The following is a 24,573-nucleotide window of genomic DNA, read 5'->3' as shown; positions in this document are numbered from 1 at the left end:
ATTAGCTCCGTTTTTAACGGAGCTTTTTTTTAACTTTACAGAAAACTAAACGTAATGAAAGTAGTTATTATTGAAGACGAACATTTGGCTTCAAGCTATCTCAAATCTATTTTAGAACAGCAAAGTATCATTTCGATTAATGAAATAACGGTACTGAAATCTGTAAAAGATGCCGTTGCTTTTTTTAAAGTAAATACTGTTGATCTTGCCTTTATGGATATTCATTTAGGAGACGGAAAAAGTCTTGACATTTTTGAGCAGGCAACTGTTTCATGTCCTGTTATTTTTATTACCGCTTACGATTCTTATGCCGTAAAAGTCTTCAAACATTTCACCATCGATTATCTTCTAAAACCATATGAAGAAGAGGAATTACATGAAGCTTTACTAAAATACAAAAACATAAAAGAAACCTTCAACACCAACCTGATTGTTGAATCTTTGGTCGAAATTGAAAATCAAAGCAACGTTCAGTATCATTTTTTAGTCAATCACAGAGATAAACTCCTTTCTATAAATGATACTTCGATTACCTATTTTTATGCTACAGGAAAGCATATGTATATTTACACCAATTCCGGCAGCAGCTATTTGTATAACAGCAATCTAAAAGATTTGGTCAATAAACTTAATTCTGTTCTTTTTTTTAAAATCAATCGAAAATACATCATCAACCGCCATCATATTCAGGAAATCATCAAACATTCGAGTCAGAAAATCGAAATTTTATTCAATGTCGATGTTCCGGATACTGAACCTATTATTTTAAGTAAAAAGGAAATTAATAATTTTAAGAATTGGCTGGATTCTTAATACTTTGTGCTTATTTTTTTTAAACACATAGAGACATAGGTTTTATAGTTGAGAAAGAAGATAATGAGAAACTCATTTCTTTCACATAGCTATGTGGCAATGTCTATCTTTAGTTTGCAAAATCTATTTTTCTGTTTGTTTTTTTTTCACGCAGATTTCGCAGATTCAGCAGATATTAAAAAAATACTTTTAATCTTTTAATCCGTGGCTATTTTTTCCCGCATCGTTTCGCATTTGCACTTTGTGGTAATATTCCAAGTGAAACGCCTTTTACATCATCCTAAAAGCTATGTCTCTATGTGTTTAAATTTTTTCAAGCAGATTTAGCAGATTCAGCAGATATTTTAAAAAATCCTTTTAATCCTTTAATCTGTGGCTATTTTTTCCCGGATCGTTTCGCGATTGCACTATGTGATAATATTCTAAGTGAAACGCCTTTTACACGATCCTAAAAGCTATGTCTCTATGTATTTAATTTTTTTCACGCAGATTCAGCAGATTTAGCAAATCTTTTAAAAAAATCCTTTTAATCTTTTTAATCTGTGGCTATTATTTTTTTTTACAATCATAATTGGAATTTGTTGATATTTGTAAAAGCACTTCGCTCCTACTATCCAGACAAATGAAAAAAATAATCCTTATTTCCGTTATCACATTAATCGTTTTTTATCTCATTCGAGAAAAAGTTTACAAACCTTATATGTGGAAAAAAGCCATCAATACAAAAGAACATCAACTACAATTAGGAAGCTTTATTTTTAGTAAAGAAACAGGCATTAACGGAAGTCAGAGTTACCAAAAATATTATTTTGTATTTAAGGTAACCGAAATCCATGGCGATTATGTCCGACTGTCAGTTATCAGGCAATTGTCTCAAAAAGATAATTTGAAAGAATCTGATTTTTCTACCACTTCAGATCAATACAAAAGTTTAAAACAGAATATTAAAAGTCTCACCATTACGCCCATTTTATTTGAAGATTTATACCACGGTGATGGCCCGAGATTTACTTTAAATGATTATTTACTGAATAAATATCCTGTCTTAAAACAATCCACATACTATTACGAAGATATTCCCGAAGAGTCAAAAAATAAGGGTATTCCAAAAAATCCAAATGATTTCGAAATGTATTTTAGTATGGTTTATTCTAAAAAAGAAATCATCGAAAAAGGACAGCTTGTGCCGTGGACAATGACAAATAGTTTTAATGGCAAACCTTTATTGTCTAACTATTCTAAAAATATAGATTTAATTGTCAATTAAGAATTTGAAACCTCAGTAAAATCAAGGGTTTTAAAATATTTTTTTAAAATTTTATCTTTTTTTTCTAAAATTTGTCCAGTCTCGAAAGTTCAGTTGTCATTAGGGTATAACATTAAAAATTATACATTATGGAAACTAGAATTAATGCATTCGAAAAAGGTCAAAAAGCCTTAAGTACTTTATTTGCCATTACCGGTTATATCAAAAAATCAGGACTTGAAAAATCACTTTTGGATTTAGTCGATTTTAGAGTATCACAAATCAACAGCTGTGCGTATTGTTTAGACATGCACTCAAAAGAAGCTTTGGCAACCGGCGAAACTCCGCAACGTTTATTTGGTTTAAGCGCCTGGAGAGAAACTCCGTATTATACATCAAGAGAAAGAGCTGCATTGGCCTGGGCAGAAGCTGTAACCGCTTGTCAGGTTCATGATGAAGTTTACGCTATTGCAAAAAGCGAATTCTCAGACGAGGAATTGATAGATCTTACGCTTGTAATTACCACCATCAACACCTGGAATCGTTTTAACCTTGCTTTTCCTAATACTCCGGGAACTTACAGAGTAGGACAATTTGGATAAATACATCAGGCTGTTTTTTATTTAAGGTAAAACACTAAATTTATATCTTAGATAAAAGACAGCTTTTTTCATTAGACATTGGCCACAGATTAAAGGATTAAAAAGATTTTTATTTCTCGCAGATTTGCCAGATTGAGTAGATTTAATTTGAATAATCATTTTTGAATTTGCTTCTATCTTTTAAAATCTGCGTGAAAATATTTGAAATCAAACATATAAAAAATAAACAATGAACGAATTCATATTAATATTCAGAAGAGATTTTACAACCAAAGAAAATCAGCCTTCACCGGAAGAATTACAACAACATTTGAAGCAATGGCAAAACTGGTTTGGAGGTTTGGCCGCGCAAGATAAACTCGCAAGGCCTTTGCAAAAATGGGACGGACAGGGAAAAGTAGTCAGCAAAGCAAAAGGAGTCACTAACGGACCTTTTGTAGAAATCAAAGAATCTATTGGAGGACTCATCATCATAAAAGCCAAAGATTACGACGAAGCTGCAGAAATAGCACAAGGATGTCCGGTTTTGAACTTGGGAGGAAATGTAGAGATACGTCAGGCTATGTAGAATTTAAAAGATAGAAAAAAGAAAAAAGAAAAAAGAAAAAAGAGGAAAGAGTAAAGAGTAAAGAGTAAAGAGTAAAGAGTATAGAAAAAAGAGTATAGAATCAAGATTTATGGATTTATGGATTTGCAGATTATAGATCTTACATTCTTTATAACTATTTATGATAACTCTTTACTCTAAAATCTTGCTTCTTGCTTCTTGAATCTATATTCTTTTTTCTATACTCTTTTTTATATATTCTATAATCTTAACTTAATTTATGAACCAGGAACTCATCCCCCATTTATTCAGAACCGAGTATCAAAAAATCGTTTCAGTTTTATGCAGTCTTTTTGGCATTCATCATATTGAGATTGCCGAAGATATTGTGAGCGATACTTTTTTGACTGCATCAGAAACCTGGGCGATAAAAGGAATTCCTGAAAATCCAACGGCCTGGCTGTATACCGTGGCTAAAAACAAAACGAAAAACTACTTTAAACGAAATGATATTTTCGAAAAGAAAATTGTAACCGAAATAAAATACAATTCCCCAATAAGCAATCCCGAGATCGAAATTGATTTATCTGACCAGAATATTGCAGATAGCCAATTGGCGATGATATTTACGGTTTGTAATCCGTGTAATTCTGATGAAGCCCAGATTGCCCTTGCCCTAAATTTATTATGCGGTTTTGGAATCAGTGAAATTGCAGATGCTTTTTTGTCTAACAAAGAAGTAATTTATAAACGAATCAATCGCGCAAAAGAGAAACTTAAGGAAGAAAATATTAAAATTCAAAATCCAAACCCTATTGAAATAAAAGAACGAATAGATACGGTACTCAAAACCATTTATCTTTTATTTTCTGAGGGCTACTACTCTACTTCGCAAAATACTACTTTGCGAAAAGATCTTTGTGCCGAAGCCATGCGCCTTACGTATCTTCTAATTCAAAATGAATCTACCAATTTACCTGCAACTAATGCATTAATGGCTTTAATGTGTTTTCATTCCTCAAGATTCGAAGCCCGAACAACAGAAAACGGCGAAATTATTTTGTATCAGGATCAGGATGAATCACTTTGGAGTCAGGAATTGATAGACCAGGGTACATATTTTCTGAGTCAGTCCTCTACCGGAAATACGCTTTTTAAATACCATCTCGAGGCCGGAATTGCGTATTGGCACACCCAGAAAAAAGATACCAATGAAAAATGGCAGCATATTTTAGAATTGTATAACAATTTGATTATTTTAGAATATTCGCCAATTGTAGCTTTAAACAGAACCTACGCTTTATCTAAAGTAGTAGGGCAAAGAGAAGCTATTGCTGAAGCAGAAAAACTTCAATTAAATGATAATCATTTTTATTATTCTTTACTCGGCAATTTATATTCAGGTTACGATAACCAAAAAGCTTTGCAGCACTTTGAAACTGCCTTTGGTTTAGCCAAAACTGTTTCTGATAAAAATATTATCAGTAGAAACATGCTGGAACTTTCCAACAAAAATAATTAACGAAAGAATAAGTTATTTGTTACGTTAGATCCACCTTCAAAGAACAATCTTCTCTTTTGCCTGCATTTTAATTTATACTAAAAATTATTATGCAAAATTTGCTATTTAATAAAAGAAACTTCACTTAAAAGTCAATCATTATTTTGTCAGTCGACTATTCTTTTCTCAAATAAAATATTCGTCACGCATTTGTATAAAATTCACGAATTCTTCAATATTTATTATTATAAAATATTAAATCTTTAAAAATATTTAAAAATACCTGGTAAAATTTTAATATATTTAAAAGAAACCTACCTGCTTCTATTAAACCTAATAGATCTTAAAAGTACGAAAAGCTTACTTATTACAAGATTAAATTGAAATTCTTGTCGGATTGCTTCACAAATTAACACATTGTTCCATCATTCCCTCTTTACCAGCAGATTAAGCACTAGGTGCGATTTGCTTAAATCACTATTATACTATAAGCCGTTCTTATTTTTTATGCCATTATTCTTACCAATTGATTCGTCGATAAACTAAAAATAATTTCGATTTCATGAATTTTATTTACCCAAATCTAAAAATATCATATGAAAATTAGAAAGTTACAGTTATTGCTACTCTTATTTATTAGTGTAACTATTAAAAGTGTTGCTGCTCCTTTTCCTCCGCAGCCAAGATCTATACCCCCTCCTGTAGGTGATCCGGTACCAATAAACAGCGAAATCTCTATTCTATTTGTAAGCGGCGTTTTGCTAGGCATCTTTTTTCTTTTAAAAAGACCAAAACTTATCTCAAAATCGTTCATCGAAAAATCAGATCAGTCATGATGCAAGCAAAAAACATACGCTATTAATGCCCTAAAAAAATGAAAATCATGAAAAAAACTACTTTGCTCATTTTGATGCTGGTAAGTACAAAATCTATCTCACAGATTTATTTTAGTCCCAATGCTAGCATGTACGTCAAAAATGAAGTCTTATATGTTCAGCAGGATATCAATTTAGCTTCAAGTTCAAATTTATATTTAAGAAATAATTCACAATTATTACAAGGAACTTCGGCAGCGTCTCTCAATACAGGATTAGGTGTTGTCTCTGTTTATCAGGAAGGTACTTCAGACAATTTTGATTATAACTATTGGTGTTCTCCGGTAGGAAATGCTTCTGCTGCCTCCGGAAATGAGAATTTTGGAATTACGATGTTAAGCAGTCCAACAAGTTCGATTGCTTCGACAACAGCTGCTATTTTACCTGCAAGTAATTCGAACGGAACCTCTAACCCACTTGCAATAGCCTCAAAGTGGATTTATAAATTAATTAATGCCAATAATTATTCGCAATGGATTTTTGTTGGCGGAGCTACAACATTGGCTCCCGGCGAAGGTTTTTCTATGAAGGGCACAAGCGGAACAGATGCAACAGATCCTGAAGGAACCGGAGTAACCAACAATTCGGGAAGTGCGCAGAGATATGATTTTAGAGGAAAACCTAATGATGGAAATATCAGCATTACTTTAGGTATCAATAACGCAACCCTGACAGGTAATCCCTACCCTTCGGCTTTGCACCTGAATGCTTTTCTTTTAGATCCGTCTAACACCTCAACTGGTGGAGTGGCCTATTTTTGGCAACAGGATAAAACGGTAAACTCCCACACACTTATAAATTACAAAGGAGGTTACGGATCTTATTCCCCTGTAGATTTGGTTTCTTCCGGAATATATGTACCGGCTTTTTTTAGTTCTTATAACGGAGATGGCTCTGTAAATAATGGTGGCGCATCATCTGGTATTGTAATAAACAGACAATATTCTCCTATAGGGCAGGGATTCGTAATTAGTGCTACTGCCAGCGGAACTGCCACATTCAAAAATAGCCACAGAGTCCTGGTGAAAGATGGCTCCGGTTCATCGCAATTTGAAAAACCAGCTAAAAAAGAAACTACTGAAGAAGTTATTGAAGAGGTTTCGCATTTTAAATTGAATACTATCATTGACGATCAATTTACAAGACAATTAGCATTGGCTTTTGTACCAACAGCGACAGATGGAGTCGATTTTGGAATCGATGCCTTAAATATGGATGACGCACTCCCTAACGACATTACTTTTTTGTTAGAAAACGGCAGCTATGTAATTCAGGGAGTCAATTTTGATGTTACAAAGAAAATAGCCCTTACGGTAAAAGTTACTAGTACCGCTAGTTTTAAATTTCATATTCCGGAAGTAATAAACTTCGATAACGAGCAGAAAATTTACATTTATGATGCGCTTGATGATTCTTATCATGACATTAAAAATGGAACTTATCAGGTTACTGTTGTTCCCGGAATATACAATGACCGCTTCAAGATCACTTTTAAAGACGGCAACACACTTAGCATTGGTGAGAATGCTGCAAAAAAATTCTTCATTATTCAGGACAATAATAATAGTAAACTAAGGGCCGAAAATCCTAATAATTTAAATCTAAAATCATTTCGATTATATGATCTTTTAGGCAAGACTGTATTATCAAAAAAAGATCTGGGCACAGATCAGAATTATACTTTTTCAACCAGCGGATTCAGCAGCGGCGTTTACATTACAGAGTTCTTAACCATTGATAATGAAAGGTTCATTGAAAAAATTATCATATCAAATTCAGGTAAATAAAATATACCCCAACTAACTAATATTAAAAACTATGATCACTAAATCTACACTTCAAAATAATAAAACATTATTAGTACTGTTTTTTCTTCTTTTTACTTTAACAGGAAATGCCCAAATCGGGATTGGAACGATAACACCAAATATAAGTTCTGTTTTGGATGTTACGTCTGGTACAAAAGGAATGTTGACCCCACGAATGGGAACCATACAAAAAAATGCTATTGCAACTCCGGCAGAGGGATTAATTGTGTATGATACTGATTTGAAAACATTTTATTATTATTCAACCGGTGCCTGGGTACCAATTATTAGCGGTGTACCAGGTCGAATCAATTTTAAACGTATAAAATCTACAGATGTTTTAGCAACTGTTTTAGCTGCTGAACTTGCTGCCGGAAGTGGATCAAAATATGTTTTAAATTCTAACACCCTGTATGAAATCAATGGCACAGTACCATTTAATTTTCCTATTGATTTAAACAATGCGTATGTTCAGGGATTGGATACCAATAACGATATTATCATACGAACTACAGGGAATATTTTTGAAGGAGCAAATGGAGGAAGCATCAAAGGTGTAACCATTATAGCAACAGCCGGAAACGTATTTAACCTTAGTGGTGCAGCAACCCAAAATTTAATATTTAGGGATTGTGTTGTTGCCAATTCTAATACAGTGGGTACAATTTCAGGTTTCGGATTAGTATTTTTAAGCATCATTCAGTTTTCCGCAAATACAAACGGAATGACGTACAATAACATTAATCAATTGTTACTTAGTAATCAGGGATGGTTTGCTAATAATACAGGAACTTATGAAAAACTTACCGGAACTTTTACCCTAGTAGAAAAGCAAGGCGGTTTTAGTCAGGTTGAGGGTACTGCTATAGGTTTTGACGTATCTTCAAACCCAATTATAAGCGGTGATGCTGTATTAGAATCAGTTGTGTTTACAGGCGCAAACACTACTGGATATGTAAAACCATATACAGCAGGAACATATTCAGGTTATAATTTTACCAACAATTGGACTGTAAGAGCCGCCGGAATACCTACTGAGGCAGATGCAAATGCGGTTGGCGATTTTGCGATGGATTATTTAGTTGGATCGGGAGCGAATACTTCTTTCACTTCATCAAATCCAAGTACTGCAGTAAAAGTTAACGGAAATTCAACATCGTACAATTTATTTAGATTTGCTTTAGATGTAAGCCCCAATAACAATAACAGATTAAAATATTTGGGAAAAAAGAAAAGAATTTTTCAGATTGCAGGATCCATTTCTTTTCAGGTTCCGGGAGTAGCAGTCTATATTATTTATATAGCGAAAAATGGTGTACCATTGAATCAATACAAAATTTATGGAAGAGGTGCAGTTTTAAATGATATTGTTGTTCTTCCTTTAAATGGATCTGTTGAATTATCAAATAACGATTTTATAGAAGTATATGCACAACGTTACTCAGGAGTTACTGGCGATATTTTAGTGCCAAATATGGCGATTACTATTAAATAATTTAACTTTAATAATAAAAATTTGATTGTATAAAAAGGGAATAGGCTCTAAACTATTCCCTTTTTTTATGTATTTTAACTGTACTTTCTCTGGTAATTTATATTCAGGTTAATGATGATAATACGTCTTGAGAGCACTTTGAAAATGCTTTTTTGGTCTGGCTAATTCTAATTCTGACAAAAATTAATTGTTCAAAATATCAAAAAGCCGCTAATAAGTTATAAAGATTTTTAATAAAACGTTTTATAATTTTCCTTAAATTTTACATTATTCCCATGTTTACTAGCAAAGCATTTGTGAAATATTTCATTTTACACTAAACAGCTGTTAAATCTTTAATAAATATTAATTGTTAATATTATAGGAAAACGTATATTTGAGTAACATAGAATATTATATAGCGTGCAAGAACAATCAAAATCACATAGTTTTATATTTCCCAAAACTCCTACGGGAGTAGACGGCCTTGATGAGATTACTGATGGTGGATTTCCTAAAGGACGACCAACTTTAATCTGCGGTGGTGCCGGCTGCGGAAAGACATTGTTATCAATGCAATTCCTTATTAGAGGTATTACAGAGTATAACGAACCCGGAGTTTTCATGTCTTTTGAAGAGCCTTCGGATGACCTTACTTTAAACGTAAAATCACTTGGTTTCGACCTTGAAAAGCTTAAAGCTGATAAAAAACTCGTTGTAGATCATGTTAGGGTCGAAAGATCTGAAATTGAAGAAGCCGGCGAATACGATCTTGATGGTTTATTCATCAGGTTAGGCCATGCCATAGATTCGATAAAAGCAAAACGTGTGGTTCTTGATACTATAGAATCTCTTTTTGCAGGTCTTGACAATCAGGCGATTCTTAGGGCGGAGCTGCGAAGATTATTTCATTGGTTAAAAACTAAAGGTGTAACAGCCATTATTACAGGAGAACGTGGCGAAGCAACGTTAACGCGTCAGGGACTGGAAGAATATGTTTCAGATTGCGTAATTGTGCTGGATCACCGTGTTATAGAGCAGGTTTCTACAAGAAGGCTTCGTATTGTAAAATACAGAGGATCAACGCACGGTACAAATGAATATCCTTTTCTTATTGATGAAGACGGAATATCAGTGCTTCCAATCACCTCATTAAAACTGGATAACGAAGTCTCTTCGGATGTAATTTCGACCGGAGTTCCGGGATTAAACGAAATGTTTCAGGGTAGCGGATTTTATCGCGGAAGTAATATATTAGTATCCGGAACGGCAGGAACAGCTAAAACCACCATTGCGTGCTACTTTGCTAATGAGCAATGCGAAAAGAAAGAAAAAACAATTTATTTTGCGTTTGAAGAATCACCTCAGCAATTGGTTCGAAACATGAAATCGATCAATGTGAATTTGCAAAAGCATCTTGACAACGGTACTTTACAAATACATTCTTCAAGACCTTCGCTAAATGGTCTCGAGCTTCATTTGCTTACGTTGCGAAAATTAATAAAGGAGTTTAAACCTACTACCATCATTATCGATCCTATTAGTAATTTAATCACAGTAGGAAGTGAACATGAAGTACGTTCGATGCTGGTAAGGCTTATTGATATGCTAAAAGCAAACAATATTACAGCACTTTTTACGTCATTAAATAAACAAACGGATAATTTCAGGCCTGATCTTGCAGAAGAATCTGTATCCTCATTGGTCGATACCTGGATCACCGTGCGTGATATGGAAGGAATTGGCGAAAGAAACCGCGGGATATTTATTGTAAAAGCGCGAGGAATGGGACATTCTAATCAGGTAAGGGAATTTGTAATTACTGATAAAGGTATAGAATTACTGGATGTAGAATTAGGTCCTCAGGGTATCTTAACCGGTGCTGCGAGAAAAACGTATCAGTTCAAGAAAACAATTTCTGATATTAAGCTTCAGAACGAAATTAGCCGAAAAGACAGGGAAATTGAGCGCAAACGCAAAGTTCTTGAAGCCAATATAGAAGCACTTAAAAATGAATTCGAATCTGCAGAGGAAGAGTTAAGTATCCTGAAAGCTACAGAAGAATTGCAGGAAAAGATGTCTTCGAAAAAAAAATAGAGTAAAATGAAAAAAGAAGCTGTAGCCGAATGGCAATTACGACTATATATTGCAGGCCAAACGCCAAAATCAATAACGGCACTGGAAAATATAAAAAAATACGCTGAAGAACATTTGAAAGGAATTTACAGTATTGAGATTGTAGATTTGCTTAAAAATCCGCAATTGGCAGAAGGGGATCAGATTTTTGCTGTACCTACATTGGTTAGAAAATTTCCAGAACCTATTCGTAAGATCATTGGTGATCTTTCGAATGAGGAACGAGTACTTGTTGGGCTTAATATAAAACCCTTAAACTCTTAAAAAAATGGATGATTCATCTGATGGCTCAAGTACAACCAAACATAAATTTATGCTTTTTGTTTCGGGTATGTCTGTTAAATCAGGTCATGCTATCGAAAACCTGCGTAAAATCTGCGACCAATATCTCAAAGATAATTACGAATTAGAGATTATAGACATTAGTCGCGATACAGAACAGGCGGCAATACATCAAATAGTAGCAATACCTACCCTGATTAAAACAAATCCTGCTCCAAGACGAATAATTCTTGGTGATCTATCAGACAAAGAAAAGGTATTAAGAATCCTAAACATACGCGAATAATTTGAAGGACAATAATACAAATATAGAATCCCTACAAGCTGAAATAGCTGCCTTAAAAGAACAACTTTATGAATCTAATAGTATTGTTGATGCCATAAAAGAGGGAGATGTCGATGCATTGGTGGTCAATACAAATGGGACCCCACAACTTTATTCGTTAGAAACTGCCGATTACACCTTCAGGCTTCTGATCGAAAAATTTGGACAAGGTGCGCTGAGTATTTCGAGAAACGGGCTGATATTATATTGTAATGATTATTTCTCGAAACTGATAGGCTTGCCTGCTGAAAAAATAATTGGAAATTACATTTACGAATACTTTAATAGTAAGGACAATTTCGTACCCATTATCGAAGCTTTAAAATATGGTATTACCACACATGAAATTGTGTTTAAAACAGAGACGTACAGAAATACTTTTCCTGCCTATATAGCCGTAACAGATCTTGAACCTGCAGTTCAGGGAATTGGAATCGTGATTACAGACCTGACGGAGAAGAAAAAACACGAAGATGCTTTGATACAGCATCAAAAAGATCTTGAAGAAAAAATTCACGAATTAAACAGAATAAATGCCAATCTGGAAGAGTTTATTCATGTCATATCGCATGATCTTAAAGAACCTCTTCGGAAAATTGTAATGTATAATGGTCGTATAGATGCCAGTTACCTTTCTGAAGCTGATGCTAAATCTATGAATGTCATGAAATCAGCTGCTTTACGATTAAATTCGCTGGTAGATGATTTAGTGAGTTATTCTTCTCATACAGCACAGGAAGAACGTACAGATGTTAACCTTGTCGATATAATCCGTGAAGTAAGCGATGATCTCGAAATTATAATAACAGATAAAAAAGCAGTTATCCAGATAGGAAAACTGCCTACCCTAAAAGCTTCGCGAGTGCAAATGCGTCAGCTTTTTTCTAATCTTATTTCAAATGCTATTAAATACAGCAAAAAAGAGGGTTTCCCGCTCATTCAGATTTCTCAAATTGATAATTTTGAATCAGAAATTCCAAACCAGCCTGAACAATATTTAAAAATTCAGATCAAAGACAACGGTATAGGTATGGAACAAAATCATTTGCTTAAAATTTTTACTATTTTTCAGCGTCTGCATGCCAAAAATGAATATTCCGGAAACGGAATTGGTCTTGCCATCTGCAAAAAAATCATGGAGAACCATTCAGGAAATATTACCGTAGAAAGTAAACTGAATGAGGGCACTACATTTAACCTTTATTTCCCAATCTTATAAAATGCCACACTTAAATAACTTACATATTATTATAGCTGAAGATGATATCGATGATGCCGATATCATCTGTCATACCTTTAATAAAAATCCAGATTTTGCAAAAGTAAGCCTCGTTGCCAATGGTGAAGAGCTTTTAAATTATTTAGAAGATACTTCAAACGAAACACCGGATATTATTCTTACCGATATCAACATGCCAATACTTGATGGTATTGAGGCTTTGCAACAAATTTTAAATAATAACGATTTAAAAACGATTCCCTGCTTTGTGTACTCAACAAGTATAAATCCTGTTTATAAAGAAAAATGCGATTTGATGGGCGTAAAAGCCTATTTGATAAAACCTTATTCTATCGAAGGTTTTGACGAAATTCCTAAAAGTATTCTGTCTATTATTGAACAATAATACAATTTTAAAATACACATAAATAGTAAAACTTCTTTACTTATAAAAAAGAGCTGATGATGGGATCAGCTCTTTTTTTTGTCACATCTTGTTTTGTGTTTTCTTAAACAAAACAGGCTTTTATTTCATTTTTCAACAATCTTTTACTTTATCCAAAACAACGTATCTTCATAAGGTTTTACTTAAAAAATTATCGACAAACAGCATAATTATACGATTATTTTCAATAAATTAGAATAAATATCTTATTTATACTACAAAGAGTAATTGTTAAAAAAATACGAAAACTCTAATTTACGTAGGATTAGTATGTGCTTTTTTATCATTTTGTTTCATGTTTTAACAAATTATGTTATTATAATTTAGTAGCCAAAAAATTACATTTTACATGCGTTTTATTTAAAATACCAAATTACTACAGGCCGCTCATATTTTTTATAAAATTATTCTTACTCATAAATTAAGAATAATTCGTTTCATGAATTTTATTTACCCAAATCTAGAATCACAATATGAAAGTTAAAAAGTTAAAGTTACTATTTGCCTTATTCCTTTGCATCTCTTTTGATAGTTATGCCATGCCTGACCTCCCCGAACCCCAACCCAGGGGAATTCCTCCTGTTGGTGATCAGGTACCTATAGACAGTGAAATAGCAATACTTTTTGCTGCTGGTATTTTACTTGGACTATTTTTTTTATTACGAAAACCAAAATCTACAGTTTAATCTTTATCATAAGTTATGAAAAAAACTATACTACTTATTTTGATACTGACTACTACAAAATGCATTTCGCAAATCTATTTTAGTCCTAATGCCTATATGTACGTTAAAAATGAAGTGCTCTTTGTGCAGCAGGATATTAATTTAGCGTCGAATTCAAATTTATATTTGAGAAACAATTCGCAATTATTACAAGGTACAACAACAAGCAACGCCAATACCGGAACTGGTACATTATCTGTTTATCAGGAAGGTACATCAGATAACTATGATTACAATTATTGGTGCGCTCCCGTAGGAAGTACGAGTCCTGTTCCAGCAGAAATTGGAAAATTTGGAATCACAATGTTAGGCAGGCCTACAACTTCTACTGCATTCACGACTGCTACCATTTTACCTGCAACAACTTCTGACGGAACATCATCTCCCCTTGCAATAGCCTCAAAATGGATTTACAAGTTAAGTAGTGCTACTAATTATTCGCAATGGGTTTTCGTTGGCAATGCTACAACACTCGCTCCCGGAGAAGGCTTTTCTATGAAAGGAACCAGCGGAACTGATCCCACAGATCCTGAAGTAACTGGAATAACCAACAATCCCGGAAGTGCACAGCGATATGATTTTAGAGGAAGACCCAATGATGGTAACATAACCATTACATTGGCTTCTAACAGTAGTACTTTAACAGGTAATCCTTATCCATCGGCTATAGATCTAAATGCTTTTCTTTTTGATCCGTCTAATACAGCAACCGGAGGTACTGCTTACTTTTGGGAACATGATAAAACAGTTAACTCTCATACCCTTATTAATTATAGAGGAGGTTATGGATCTTACGCACCTATGGATGTAAATTCTAATGGTGTTTATACCGCTGCAACTTTTAGCTCTTATAATGGAGACGGATCAATGAATCCTGGTGGTGCATCATCCGGACTTGTAATAAATCGACGATACTCACCTATAGGTCAAGGGTTTGTCATTAATGCTATTGCTAATGGAAGTGCAATATTCAAAAATAGTCATAGAGTTTATGTTAAAGAAGCTGTAGGTTCTTCTCAATTTGAAAGACAAACACCAAAAGATAAAAATACCAAGAAAGAAGATATTGCCAAAGAAAACTCAGAAACAGAAAATAATGTGGCTGAAAATGTTTCGCATTTTAAACTAAATACAATTATCAACAATCAATTTACCAGACAACTAGCTTTAGCTTTTTTACCCAGAGCTACAGACGGGATTGATTACGGCATCGACGCGTTAAATATGGATGATGGCTTGCCTAATGATATTACTTTTTTGATCGAAAATGGTAGCTACGTTATTCAGGGAGTCACTTTTGATGAAACAAAAAAAATCGCACTCACGGTAAAAGCTGCCACAACTACTAGTTTTAAATTTTTTATTCCGGAAGTCATCAACTTTGACACAACTCAGAAAATTTATATTTATGATGCGCTTGATAACTCTTATCATGACGTTAAAAATGGAACTTATGAAGTTTCTATTACACCGGGTGTTTACAATGATCGGTTTAAAGTTGCTTTTAGAGATGCTACTACACTTGGTGTCGGCAGCAATATTGTCAAACAATTTTTCATCAGTCAGGACAATGTCAATAGCAATTTAAAAGTTTCAAATCCTCATAATTTTGCGCTAAAATCATTTAAACTTTATGATATTCTGGGCAAAAATGTATTGTCTAAAAAAGATCTGGGAACAAACGAAAATTATACTTTCTCCACTACAGGATTAAGCAGCGGTGTTTACATCACAGAATTTTTAACTACCGATAACCAAAGATTTACCGAGAAAATTGTCATCTCAAATTCAGGCAAATAAAACTTAAACTTTTGAGCAAAAAAAATACACACCACTAACTAATATTTAGAAATTATGAGCACTAAATCTACTCTACAAAATCATAAAACATTATTAATGTTGTTTTTCTTTCTTATTACTTCGATAGGAAATGCACAAATCGGTATTGGAACAACAACGCCAGATGCTACTTCTATTGTGGATATCACCTCAACAACAAAAGGGATGCTAGCTCCCAGAATGACAACTATTCAGAGAAATGCTATAACAACTCCTGCGCAAGGACTATTAGTTTATGATACCGATTTAAAATCATTTTATTATTTCTCTACTCCAAGCGGCTGGTTACCTTTATTAAACAGCTCAGTAGGAAGAACTAATTTTAAACGCGTAAAATCTGCAGCAGATCTGGCACCGGAACTTCTTGCTGGAGGATCTGTTTATCAGTTAAGTTCAAATACCCTGTATGAAATAAACGGAACCATAACGCTAACCGCCCCTATTAATTTAAATAATGCCTATGTTAACGGAATGGATACCAATGAAGATGTTCTGTCATTTCCGGGAGGAACAATTTTTCAGGGGACTACAGGAGGAAGTATCAGGAATGTGACTTTAAGAGGAGGAAGAGCTTTTAACATCACTGGCGGGACTTCTCTTTTGGTTCAGAATACAATTGTAGACGGGCAGACAACCGGAACCGCTGGAACCATTGCAAATGTTGGGCTATATTTTGGAAATATTATTCAGTTTATAAACAATATAGGAGGAATGACTTATACCAGTATTGGTAATTTACTTTTAAGCAATCAGGCTTGGTTCAGTTCAAATACTGGAACTTTTGAAACCTTTACGGGCATCTTTGGGCAAATACAAAAAAATAGTGGATTTAGTCAGGTTGGTGCTGGTGCAATAGGTATTGATGTTTCTTCGAATCCATCCATAACTGGTGATGCAGTTTTAGAATCAGTGGTTTTTTCGGGAGCTAATAGTGCTGGATATGTAAAACCATATACATCCGGAACTTATACAGGATATAATTTCAACAATAGTTGGAACGTAAGATCTGCCGGAATACCTACAGAAACTGATGCCAATGCTGTTGGAGATTTTGCAATTGATGGAGGGATTGGTGGTGGAGTTAGTACAAATCTCGGGTCAGGAAATCCAAGTAGTATCGTAAAAATTGTTGGAAATTCTACCTCTTATAATTTATTTCGATTTTCTACAGACTCAGGCATTAGTAATCGTCTGAAATATTTAGGAAAAAAGAAAAGAATTTTTCAAATTTCAGGATCAGTTTCCGTTCAAGTTTCTAATACAGCAATCTACGCTATTTATATAGCTAAAAATGGTGCTGCTTTATCTCAATATAAGATTTACGGTAAAGGTAATCCTCCCCTTTTGAGTACTGATATCATTGTTCTTCCAATAAATGCATCTATTGAATTATCCAATAATGACTATATAGAAATTGGTGTACAACGTGCAAACTCCAGTAGCGGCGATGTTGTTGTTCCAAATATGGCAATTACGATTAAATAATTTATTTCTTAAAAAAAGGGAATAGAAATTTTAGTTTCTATTCCCTTTTCATTTGAATTTATATTAAAACTTAATAGCAATCTTTCCAATCGTCCTTCCAGATTCCAGCAACTCATGCGCCTTTTTAAAATTTTCAGGTGTAAGCCCGATAAGTGTTTCGTTCAGCGTTGTTTTTAATATGCCATCATCCAGAAGATCCGCAATTTTATTTAGAATGTTATGCTGCTCCTGTATATCTTCCGTTTCAAACATCGAGCGCGTGTACATGAATTCCCAGGAAAAAGAAGCACTTTTAGTCTTTAATTTATTTAGTACAACTGGATCATTGGTTCCGGTAATGGATGCAATATGACCTTGAGGTTTGATCAATTCTACCATGGTGTCCCAATAAGCATTGGTATCAACAAAGTCCAAAATAAAGTCTGCATATTCAAATCCCGCTTCACGAACCGAAGCAACCAAATCTTTATGATCTACGACAAAATCAGCGCCTTGTTTTTTACACCAATCGATAGTTTCCGGACGGGATGCTGTTGCAATAACGGTTAGTCCGGCAATTTTCTTAGCCAGTTGAATTGCGATCGAACCTACTCCGCCAGCGCCTCCAATAATTAAAATCGATTTTCCTTTGTCTTTTTCAGGACTGATTCTGATACGGTCAAATAATATTTCCCAGGCAGTTAAACCAGTTAATGGTATAACAGCAGCTTCTTCAATACTTAGCGATGTTGGCTTTTTACCCACAATTCGCTCATCAATAACCTGATATTCAGCATTGCTTCCTGGTTTCGTGATATCTCCGGCGTAAAATACCGCATCGCCTACCTCAAATAAACGCACATCTTCTCCTACTGCTTCTACAATTCCTACGGCATCCCAGCCAATAATTTTTGGAGTTTCAAGAACCGTATCTTTTGCACTATTCTGACGTATCTTAAAATCAACCGGATTTACAGATACAGCACTTATTTTGACCAACAAATCACGTTTAACCGGAATTGGTTTTGGAGTTTCAAATGCTATAAAGCTCTCTTTTTCAGCAATGGGTAATGAAGTTTTAAATCCTATAGCTTTCATATTTTTAATTTTTAAGTTCTCATTATACTACAAAGATACTAGCAGTTCGAATTGTACAAATGGTATAAGTTGATTGTATATCTGTATAAATTTACCAAATTTCGACGGTGTTTTTTACTGGTTAATTTCCTAAAATCCGTTTCCCGTACAATTTTGTCCGCCTCCGCCTAATTTATCCATTACAAGAACTGAACTCAATATACTTTTGACGGGTATAAAAAAATAATTAGTATAAAACAAAAATTTAAAATTATGAAAATCATCAAAAATTTATTCATTGGTTGTATCCTCCTTGTTTCTGCAAATAGTTTTAGTCAAAGCTTTTTTAAAAATATAGGAGAACGCCTTTATTTTGGTGTAAAGGCCGGAGCGAATTATAGCGACTTTACCAATGCAGGTTTCGATACCGAAGGTTTAACCGGATTTCATGCTGGCGCACTTGTAGGCTATAAATTCAATGATCATTTTGCCGTTCAGGAAGAGTTTTTATACTCTACACAAGGTGCGAAAATCAAAGGGGGAATTATGGATGGTGAGGACATAAAACTTTCTTATGTTACTGTTCCGATTCTTTTAAAATACAAAACTGATTTTGGATTGTATTTGGAAGCGGGTCCGCAAATCGGGATTTTAGTCGACGAGGATTTTACAAGTCTGGGCATCAATTCGAGTACAAAATTTGCAGAAAAAATTGATGGCGGAGTTGCTGCAGGAATTGGATATCAATTTCAAAGCGGCCTCGGAATTGGAGCGCGATATTATTTGTCTTTAACGGATGTGAGCAAAGTAAAAACGGCAGGATTCAATACTGATTTCCAAAACAATACCGCACAGGTAAGTTTATTTTACATCTTTTAATAGATAAAAAAACTGTCTAAAAAATTCCGGCTGCATAAAGTAGCCGGAATTTTTAGCAAAGAATAAATTCTAATTCTTAATCAGATATTTGTACATTTCATACACCAAATAAAAAGAAAAAACCTCAGTTTCGATATTCTATTTTCTATGATAAAAAATATAAGAAAAACAATAACTCCCTACAATCTCAAAGAGATCCGAAGATTGAATATACTATTGGTAAGTCTCGCCTTTCCGTTTACTTTTTTATTGCTCTTTTTATTCGAAGAAATTCTGTCGTCACTGTTTGTCCTCGCAATTAAAACTGCCTGTTACATGTTTATTACAAGCAATTTATTGGTCTGGATTCTAAAATTTAGCGCTAAGAAATTCCCGGATGATTTGTTTAAATTTCAGCTTTGCCGGTTAAGTCTTAGTTATATATCCGGTATTGGAATCTACCTTACCTTATGGCCCATTTTCTCTTATCTTGCTAAAATTCCGAGTCATTTAGACAATTACAAACTTTTAGCCGCTTTTATAGCCATTTCTACAGTACTAACTACAATCATTTTATTCCTGCATAATTTTGTAATCTTTAGACAGAATAAAATTCAGACAGAACTTGAAAATTCCCGTTTACAACTTCGAAGTACTCAGGCAGAAAACTTGTTATTGAAACAGCAAATTCATCCTCATTTTTTATTTAATTCTTTAAATACATTAAAAGCTTTATATAAAAAGGATCTAAAACTTGGCGAAATTTATTTGCTTCAATTAGCTGATTTTCTTCGTTCTGCGGTATCATTAAACGATAGCCATGCGACAACACTTCAAGAAGAACTGGACATTTGCAAAAACTATCTGGAAATGCAAAAAATACGTTTTGGTGAGGCTTTAGAATGGAATCTAAACATTGAAAATCCCGAATTGCTAAAAGGATTTGTTCCCTCTTTTTCGCTACAGCCTTTACTTGAAAATGCTATTAAGCACAATATGTTTACCAAAGAAACTCCTTTGAAATTAATGATAGAACAGCAAGGCAATTTTATTAATGTTTCTAATGCTATAAACCTCAGAAATGCCGGAGAGACATCAACAAAAAGCGGTTTAAGCAATTTAGCCGAACGTTACCAATTGTGGTCAGGAGAAGAAATTATAATTAAGAATAACGGAAAATTATTTTCGGTAAGCTTTAAAATCATGTACCATGAAAATAGTAATAATTGAAGATGAACAACTTGTCGCCGATGATCTGATCAGTAATCTCAAACAAATAAAACCTGATGTCGAAATTGTAAGTATTCTGAGTTCTGTTAAGGAAGCTATAGATTATTTTTCAGCCAATCCGCAGCCGGATCTTATTTTTAGTGACATACAATTGGGCGACGGACTAAGTTTTGATATTGCAAAGACTATCGCTATTGAAGTTCCGGTGATTTTTTGTACGGCCTTTGATGAATATGCATTAGAAGCTTTTAGGGCAAACGGAATTGAATATATCCTGAAACCTTTTAGTATCGAATCGCTGGAAAAAGCCCTTGTCAAATTTCAGAACATGCAAAAAGTAATGGCAGGAAGTATTGCCTTAAAATATGAAGCGGCAATGGCAACTTTAGAAGCTAAAAACAAAAACAGCAGCAGTACCATCATGATCAAATACCGCGATCGATTATTACCTTTTACACTTGATAAAATTGCTTTTTTCTGTCTCGAAAATGAAATCACTTACATGCACGCTTATTCCGGAAAAATCTATGCAATGACAGAAAGTCTTGAAGAACTCGAACATAAAACAGGATTAACTTTCTTTAGAATGAACAGGCAATTTTTGGTTAATCGTAACGCTATTATTGATGCAACAGATTATTTTCCGAGAAAATTAAAAGTCAATTTGTCCTTTCCGTTTGATAAAGACATAATTGTGAGCAGAGAAAAACGAAGTAAATTACTAACTTGGTTAACAGAAAATTAAACGTATCTTGAAATAAAAATACTTAAAAAAAAGAGCTGATCTAACAATCAGCTCTCTATAAAAATTAAAATCTTGCAGCAAATTCCTTTGCAAAATCTTCTAACTTGATTTTTCCGTCAACAGCAATTGTATTACTCAAAAAATCATGCTGAATTTTTCCGCTTCTTATACCTGAACCCATTTCCAGATACAATCCAGCCATTTCTTCCGGTAATCCTGCTTGTGTCATTCCGCCAAGCGCTTGCTCATCTCTAAACTCAATCCATGGTAATTCTGGTTTATCAATTGCAGTACCTAAAACTTTTGCCACATCGCCTGGAGTTCTCACATCACTTACAATATAACGAATGTTTTTTCCTGACGATGTTTTTTGCAATTCTTCTGCAACCGCATTTGCAATATCCTCCGGATGCACAAAAGGAATTTTAGCGGTTGATGGATAATTAGATCCAATAATTCCCGCTCCTTTTATCATCGGAACATCATTATACAAATTCGTGTAGAAAAATCCAGCACGAAGAAAAGTAAGCGATACGTTATCTAAACCTTCGTATATTTTTTCGATATTATAAAGTCCTGCAATTGGTCCTGTGCCTTCTGGCAAATCGGCACCAATACTGCTTAACATTACTACACGCTTCACTCCTGCTTCGCTAATCGCAGTTGCCAGAGCTTTACCCGCTTCCGTGGTATTCGCAACAATATTAGATCCACCTAAGTTTGGCGGTGTCATAGCAAAAACAGCATCAACATTTGTAAAAGCATTTTTTAAAAACGCAGCATCGCTTACTGAACCTACAGCAGCTTTTGCGCCTAAAGCTTCAATAGCTTCAACTCTGTCATTATTAGTCGTAATTACGATTACTTCATGGCCTGAAGCAATTAGTTTTGTGGTTAGAAGTTTTCCTATATTTCCTAAAGAACCTGAGATTGTAATTTTCATAGTTAAATTATTTTTTTATTATCTGTAACAAAGGTATATTTGTACTTACTTTTATACAAGTACTTACCCTAAAGTATGCACAAATGACAGCGATCAAAGAATCATCGACCATTCAGGAAAATAAGCAATATGCCTTAGAACAATGCCCTGTAACCTATGTTATGGAGAAAATTGGCGGATATTGGAAACCCATTATTATCTACCATCTTTCAGGCGGAAGCAAACGCTACAGCGAACTTAAAAGAGCGATTCCGGCAGTCACCGAGAAAATGCTCATTCAGCATCTCAAACAACTCGAAGCAGATAATTTGGTGATTCGCGAAGCAAAACCGGTTGTTCCACCGTTTGTAACCTACAAACTCAGTAATGCAGGAAAGGGTTTAATGCCCGTTATAGAAGCCATGGCAACATGGGCTTTTAAAGATAAGGAAGACGGATTTGATGCTTCTTAAAAGCTAAAAAATCTAAAAGAATCTATCTTGCATGCGTACGATATCATAAACACGAATTTCACGAATTAACACGAATTCAGTTTGTGTAATTAATTTCACAAACCAAATCAGGATTTAAAATTTGTGTCAATTAGTGAAATTAGTGTTTTATCTATCCGCAAGCTTTAACGGTATTTCTATTTCAAAATAGAATAATGATCTCCAAATTTTTCCTTAAATCTTCGGCTCATGGATACCGTTTTACCGGATAATAATTCGATGTGACTGTCAGAAATATGAATTCTTTTAATGACATTCAGATTCACCATATGATTGCGGTGTATTTGTATAAACTGTTTATCGGGTAATTTTTGCTGAATTTGTTTTAAGGATATTTCGACCAAAAATGATTCGTCTCTGGTAATAATCGACGTGTATTTTCCTTCTACATAAATGTATTCGATACAATTGAAAGATACTTTTACCAAAGTGTCTTTTTTTTTGATCAGGAAAAAACCATCCATCAAAATGGCTCCGGACTGACTGCCTGAAAAAACGCCTTGCATTCCCATAAATTTTTCGATCGCAAGTTCAATAGCAAACTCTAATTCGAGAACATTAAAAGGTTTGATCAAATAACAATATGGATTTGTAATTCTTGCCAGTTCAAAGGTTTTTCTGTCGATCGAGCTTGTCAAAAAAGCAAAAGGTTTTAGCGTAAATTGATTTTCGTTTATTCGCTGGGCAAATACAATTCCGTCCGGTTTCCCATTCAGGTACACATCTACAATAACAATATCCGGCTTTTGAGCATAATAGTAGCCTAATGCATCTTTTAGATTATTGGCTATAGCCGTAACTTCATATCCTCTTTCTTCAAGTGCTTCTTTTAGAGATTGTGCCTGCAAAGCCTCATCTTCTATAATTAGTATTCTTATTTTCATAATATCTTATCTTTTTGAATGTTATAAATGCACGGATTGCCATACCTTTTATAACTTTTAAAATTTGCCTTAAAATTCAAGCTCATTCAAAAGTTCAAAAAGTATAGTTCAGTGCTTCGATCCCATCTATTTTTGGACACTGAATCTTTAAAGCTTATTTTTAAATCATTAAAAAATTAGCATAGAAAAATTCCTCACCAAAAAGTTGACGAGACTAAAAAGTAAATAGTATAAAGAGGAAAAGTCTGTTGAAGGATCTCAAACAGAAATGAAATTAAACATTAAAAAAACGGGGGAATATCAGTAATAATCTCCTAAAAAAATTATAGCATTACAATTTAACATGCAATCTGTATCATTTTTTCAGGAAATTGGTAAAGACTTAATAATTGAAATAATAACAAACTTCATACGATTATAAACTTTTATATGTAGTCTCTTTTCTAAATAAAATATTATTTCAGGATTCAACAGTAATACTATTAAAAATCAAACAATTAACTTCATTTTCAGTATAAATCTCATTATACAATGAAATATTGAGCCTTTAAAGTTTCCTCTTTTTCATGCCATTATTTGATCATAAACTATATTAAAATCAGGAATTAAATTCCTTTTTTAAGCATATTCTATAGTTATGACAGTCACTCCTTTATAGACTCTACAATCAATTTATTAATAAAAAGGAAGTGGTAAACCAATGAAGCTTGTCGTGACGACGGGCATTTTTGTTGTAATTTTTGTAGTGAGGTGCCAACAACATTTGCTCTCAATTACCCTGAATACTGTACTTCTATAATACTGATCTGATCGGGATACAGTATTAAAAAAAGCCATCTGGTTCAAATCCTGCTTCTTTTGCATGGATGTCTGAACCCTTTTTTCAACACTAATTTCTGTAATAGTCATAATTATGATTTGTTTTGGGGTTATACAATAAACCAAAAATAAGAAATAAAATCCTACATAATTTATTTTAAACCGTTCATAACTAAAACTTTACCGTTCGTGCCATTAGAACAAAAAAGTCTTTTAACCAGAAGT

At 33.8% G+C, this 24,573-nt stretch carries 23 protein-coding genes; 20 read left to right on the top strand and 3 right to left on the bottom strand.

Annotated elements, in window-relative coordinates:
- The first annotated feature begins 54 nt into the window (after positions 1–54).
- From IRZ78_RS11730 to IRZ78_RS11655, 16 genes are all read left to right on the top strand, one after another.
- Positions 55–813 (top strand): LytTR family DNA-binding domain-containing protein, encoded by a 759-nt coding sequence (locus IRZ78_RS11730; protein WP_194616721.1) that lies wholly within the window; start codon positions 55–57, stop codon positions 811–813.
- 622 nt (positions 814–1,435) lie between these two features.
- Entirely contained in the window at positions 1,436–2,080 is a 645-nt protein-coding gene (locus IRZ78_RS11725) for a hypothetical protein (protein ID WP_194616720.1), read from the top strand.
- Positions 2,081–2,208: 128 nt separating this feature from the next.
- Positions 2,209–2,661, top strand: a complete 453-nt coding sequence (locus IRZ78_RS11720) for a carboxymuconolactone decarboxylase family protein (protein WP_194616719.1) — start codon at positions 2,209–2,211, stop codon at positions 2,659–2,661.
- A 229-nt stretch (positions 2,662–2,890) separates the two neighbouring features.
- Positions 2,891–3,229, top strand: a complete 339-nt coding sequence (locus IRZ78_RS11715; protein WP_194616718.1) for a YciI family protein — start codon at positions 2,891–2,893, stop codon at positions 3,227–3,229.
- A gap of 259 nt (positions 3,230–3,488) precedes the next feature.
- On the top strand, positions 3,489–4,730 hold the full coding sequence (locus IRZ78_RS11710; protein ID WP_194616717.1) for a DUF6596 domain-containing protein: 1,242 nt from the start codon (positions 3,489–3,491) through the stop codon (positions 4,728–4,730).
- Positions 4,731–5,305: 575 nt separating this feature from the next.
- A complete protein-coding gene (locus IRZ78_RS11705) occupies positions 5,306–5,545 on the top strand; it encodes a hypothetical protein (protein WP_194616716.1) in 240 nt (79 codons plus the stop codon).
- Between the two features lie 47 nt (positions 5,546–5,592).
- Positions 5,593–7,371, top strand: a complete 1,779-nt coding sequence (locus IRZ78_RS11700) for a T9SS type A sorting domain-containing protein (protein ID WP_228520446.1) — start codon at positions 5,593–5,595, stop codon at positions 7,369–7,371.
- Positions 7,372–7,402: 31 nt separating this feature from the next.
- On the top strand, positions 7,403–8,887 hold the full coding sequence (locus IRZ78_RS11695) for a hypothetical protein (RefSeq protein ID WP_194616715.1): 1,485 nt from the start codon (positions 7,403–7,405) through the stop codon (positions 8,885–8,887).
- A gap of 402 nt (positions 8,888–9,289) precedes the next feature.
- Complete coding sequence (kaiC, locus tag IRZ78_RS11690; protein WP_194616714.1) at positions 9,290–10,963, top strand: circadian clock protein KaiC; 1,674 nt, start codon at positions 9,290–9,292, stop codon at positions 10,961–10,963.
- 6 nt (positions 10,964–10,969) lie between these two features.
- A complete protein-coding gene (locus IRZ78_RS11685; RefSeq protein WP_055092894.1) occupies positions 10,970–11,266 on the top strand; it encodes a circadian clock KaiB family protein in 297 nt (98 codons plus the stop codon).
- Positions 11,267–11,270: 4 nt separating this feature from the next.
- A complete protein-coding gene (locus IRZ78_RS11680; RefSeq protein WP_194616713.1) occupies positions 11,271–11,570 on the top strand; it encodes a circadian clock KaiB family protein in 300 nt (99 codons plus the stop codon).
- A gap of 1 nt (position 11,571) precedes the next feature.
- Positions 11,572–12,828 (top strand): ATP-binding protein, encoded by a 1,257-nt coding sequence (locus IRZ78_RS11675; RefSeq protein ID WP_194616712.1) that lies wholly within the window; start codon positions 11,572–11,574, stop codon positions 12,826–12,828.
- Position 12,829: 1 nt separating this feature from the next.
- A complete protein-coding gene (locus tag IRZ78_RS11670; RefSeq protein ID WP_194616711.1) occupies positions 12,830–13,234 on the top strand; it encodes a response regulator in 405 nt (134 codons plus the stop codon).
- Positions 13,235–13,746: 512 nt separating this feature from the next.
- A complete protein-coding gene (locus tag IRZ78_RS11665) occupies positions 13,747–13,959 on the top strand; it encodes a hypothetical protein (protein WP_194616710.1) in 213 nt (70 codons plus the stop codon).
- Between the two features lie 15 nt (positions 13,960–13,974).
- Positions 13,975–15,798, top strand: coding sequence for a T9SS type A sorting domain-containing protein (locus IRZ78_RS11660; protein WP_228520445.1), 1,824 nt, complete (start codon positions 13,975–13,977; stop codon positions 15,796–15,798).
- A gap of 54 nt (positions 15,799–15,852) precedes the next feature.
- Positions 15,853–17,322, top strand: a complete 1,470-nt coding sequence (locus IRZ78_RS11655; protein WP_194616709.1) for a hypothetical protein — start codon at positions 15,853–15,855, stop codon at positions 17,320–17,322.
- A 63-nt stretch (positions 17,323–17,385) separates the two neighbouring features.
- On the opposite strand, the gene IRZ78_RS11650 is transcribed toward IRZ78_RS11655, so the two are convergent.
- The gene (locus tag IRZ78_RS11650) at positions 17,386–18,399 is read right to left on the bottom strand and encodes a zinc-binding alcohol dehydrogenase family protein (protein ID WP_194616708.1); all 1,014 of its coding nucleotides are present in this window, start codon (positions 18,397–18,399) and stop codon (positions 17,386–17,388) included.
- 252 nt (positions 18,400–18,651) lie between these two features.
- On the opposite strand from IRZ78_RS11650, the gene IRZ78_RS11645 reads away from it, so the two are divergent.
- The 3 genes from IRZ78_RS11645 to IRZ78_RS11635 all read left to right on the top strand — a co-directional run bounded on the left by IRZ78_RS11645 (position 18,652) and on the right by IRZ78_RS11635 (position 21,211).
- Positions 18,652–19,257, top strand: coding sequence for a porin family protein (locus tag IRZ78_RS11645; protein ID WP_228520444.1), 606 nt, complete (start codon positions 18,652–18,654; stop codon positions 19,255–19,257).
- Between the two features lie 315 nt (positions 19,258–19,572).
- Positions 19,573–20,466 (top strand): histidine kinase, encoded by an 894-nt coding sequence (locus IRZ78_RS11640; protein ID WP_194616707.1) that lies wholly within the window; start codon positions 19,573–19,575, stop codon positions 20,464–20,466.
- On the top strand, positions 20,447–21,211 hold the full coding sequence (locus IRZ78_RS11635; protein WP_194616706.1) for a LytTR family DNA-binding domain-containing protein: 765 nt from the start codon (positions 20,447–20,449) through the stop codon (positions 21,209–21,211). Before IRZ78_RS11640 ends, IRZ78_RS11635 begins: the two co-directional genes overlap by 20 nt.
- A 64-nt stretch (positions 21,212–21,275) precedes the next feature.
- On the opposite strand, the gene IRZ78_RS11630 is transcribed toward IRZ78_RS11635, so the two are convergent.
- A complete protein-coding gene (locus tag IRZ78_RS11630; RefSeq protein ID WP_194616705.1) occupies positions 21,276–22,154 on the bottom strand; it encodes an NAD(P)H-binding protein in 879 nt (292 codons plus the stop codon).
- An 83-nt stretch (positions 22,155–22,237) separates the two neighbouring features.
- On the opposite strand from IRZ78_RS11630, the gene IRZ78_RS11625 reads away from it, so the two are divergent.
- A complete protein-coding gene (locus IRZ78_RS11625; RefSeq protein WP_194616704.1) occupies positions 22,238–22,606 on the top strand; it encodes a helix-turn-helix domain-containing protein in 369 nt (122 codons plus the stop codon).
- A gap of 176 nt (positions 22,607–22,782) precedes the next feature.
- On the opposite strand, the gene IRZ78_RS11620 is transcribed toward IRZ78_RS11625, so the two are convergent.
- Positions 22,783–23,529, bottom strand: coding sequence for a LytTR family transcriptional regulator DNA-binding domain-containing protein (locus tag IRZ78_RS11620; protein WP_194616703.1), 747 nt, complete (start codon positions 23,527–23,529; stop codon positions 22,783–22,785).
- Between the last annotated feature and the right edge of the window lie 1,044 nt (positions 23,530–24,573).

Origin of the sequence: Flavobacterium sp. CSZ, from assembly GCF_015350725.1 — a bacterium.
In the GTDB taxonomy this organism is placed as follows: Bacteria; Bacteroidota; Bacteroidia; order Flavobacteriales; family Flavobacteriaceae; genus Flavobacterium.
Note: the sequence above shows the minus strand (reverse complement) of the source record. Positions and strands in the feature narration are given on the sequence as shown.

Excerpts from the sequence above, each read along its gene's own strand:
- IRZ78_RS11730 (WP_194616721.1), top strand. The coding sequence starts at position 55 with ATGAAAGTAGTTATTATTGAAGACGAACATTTGGCTTCAAGCTATCTC.
- IRZ78_RS11725 (WP_194616720.1), top strand. The coding sequence starts at position 1,436 with ATGAAAAAAATAATCCTTATTTCCGTTATCACATTAATCGTTTTTTAT.
- IRZ78_RS11720 (WP_194616719.1), top strand. The coding sequence starts at position 2,209 with ATGGAAACTAGAATTAATGCATTCGAAAAAGGTCAAAAAGCCTTAAGT.
- IRZ78_RS11715 (WP_194616718.1), top strand. The coding sequence starts at position 2,891 with ATGAACGAATTCATATTAATATTCAGAAGAGATTTTACAACCAAAGAA.
- IRZ78_RS11710 (WP_194616717.1), top strand. The coding sequence starts at position 3,489 with ATGAACCAGGAACTCATCCCCCATTTATTCAGAACCGAGTATCAAAAA.
- IRZ78_RS11705 (WP_194616716.1), top strand. The coding sequence starts at position 5,306 with ATGAAAATTAGAAAGTTACAGTTATTGCTACTCTTATTTATTAGTGTA.
- IRZ78_RS11700 (WP_228520446.1), top strand. The coding sequence starts at position 5,593 with ATGAAAAAAACTACTTTGCTCATTTTGATGCTGGTAAGTACAAAATCT.
- IRZ78_RS11695 (WP_194616715.1), top strand. The coding sequence starts at position 7,403 with ATGATCACTAAATCTACACTTCAAAATAATAAAACATTATTAGTACTG.
- IRZ78_RS11685 (WP_055092894.1), top strand. The coding sequence starts at position 10,970 with ATGAAAAAAGAAGCTGTAGCCGAATGGCAATTACGACTATATATTGCA.
- IRZ78_RS11680 (WP_194616713.1), top strand. The coding sequence starts at position 11,271 with ATGGATGATTCATCTGATGGCTCAAGTACAACCAAACATAAATTTATG.
- IRZ78_RS11670 (WP_194616711.1), top strand. The coding sequence starts at position 12,830 with ATGCCACACTTAAATAACTTACATATTATTATAGCTGAAGATGATATC.
- IRZ78_RS11665 (WP_194616710.1), top strand. The coding sequence starts at position 13,747 with ATGAAAGTTAAAAAGTTAAAGTTACTATTTGCCTTATTCCTTTGCATC.
- IRZ78_RS11660 (WP_228520445.1), top strand. The coding sequence starts at position 13,975 with ATGAAAAAAACTATACTACTTATTTTGATACTGACTACTACAAAATGC.
- IRZ78_RS11655 (WP_194616709.1), top strand. The coding sequence starts at position 15,853 with ATGAGCACTAAATCTACTCTACAAAATCATAAAACATTATTAATGTTG.
- IRZ78_RS11650 (WP_194616708.1), bottom strand. The coding sequence starts at position 18,399 with ATGAAAGCTATAGGATTTAAAACTTCATTACCCATTGCTGAAAAAGAG.
- IRZ78_RS11645 (WP_228520444.1), top strand. The coding sequence starts at position 18,652 with ATGAAAATCATCAAAAATTTATTCATTGGTTGTATCCTCCTTGTTTCT.
- IRZ78_RS11640 (WP_194616707.1), top strand. The coding sequence starts at position 19,573 with ATGTTTATTACAAGCAATTTATTGGTCTGGATTCTAAAATTTAGCGCT.
- IRZ78_RS11635 (WP_194616706.1), top strand. The coding sequence starts at position 20,447 with ATGAAAATAGTAATAATTGAAGATGAACAACTTGTCGCCGATGATCTG.
- IRZ78_RS11630 (WP_194616705.1), bottom strand. The coding sequence starts at position 22,154 with ATGAAAATTACAATCTCAGGTTCTTTAGGAAATATAGGAAAACTTCTA.
- IRZ78_RS11625 (WP_194616704.1), top strand. The coding sequence starts at position 22,238 with ATGACAGCGATCAAAGAATCATCGACCATTCAGGAAAATAAGCAATAT.
- IRZ78_RS11620 (WP_194616703.1), bottom strand. The coding sequence starts at position 23,529 with ATGAAAATAAGAATACTAATTATAGAAGATGAGGCTTTGCAGGCACAA.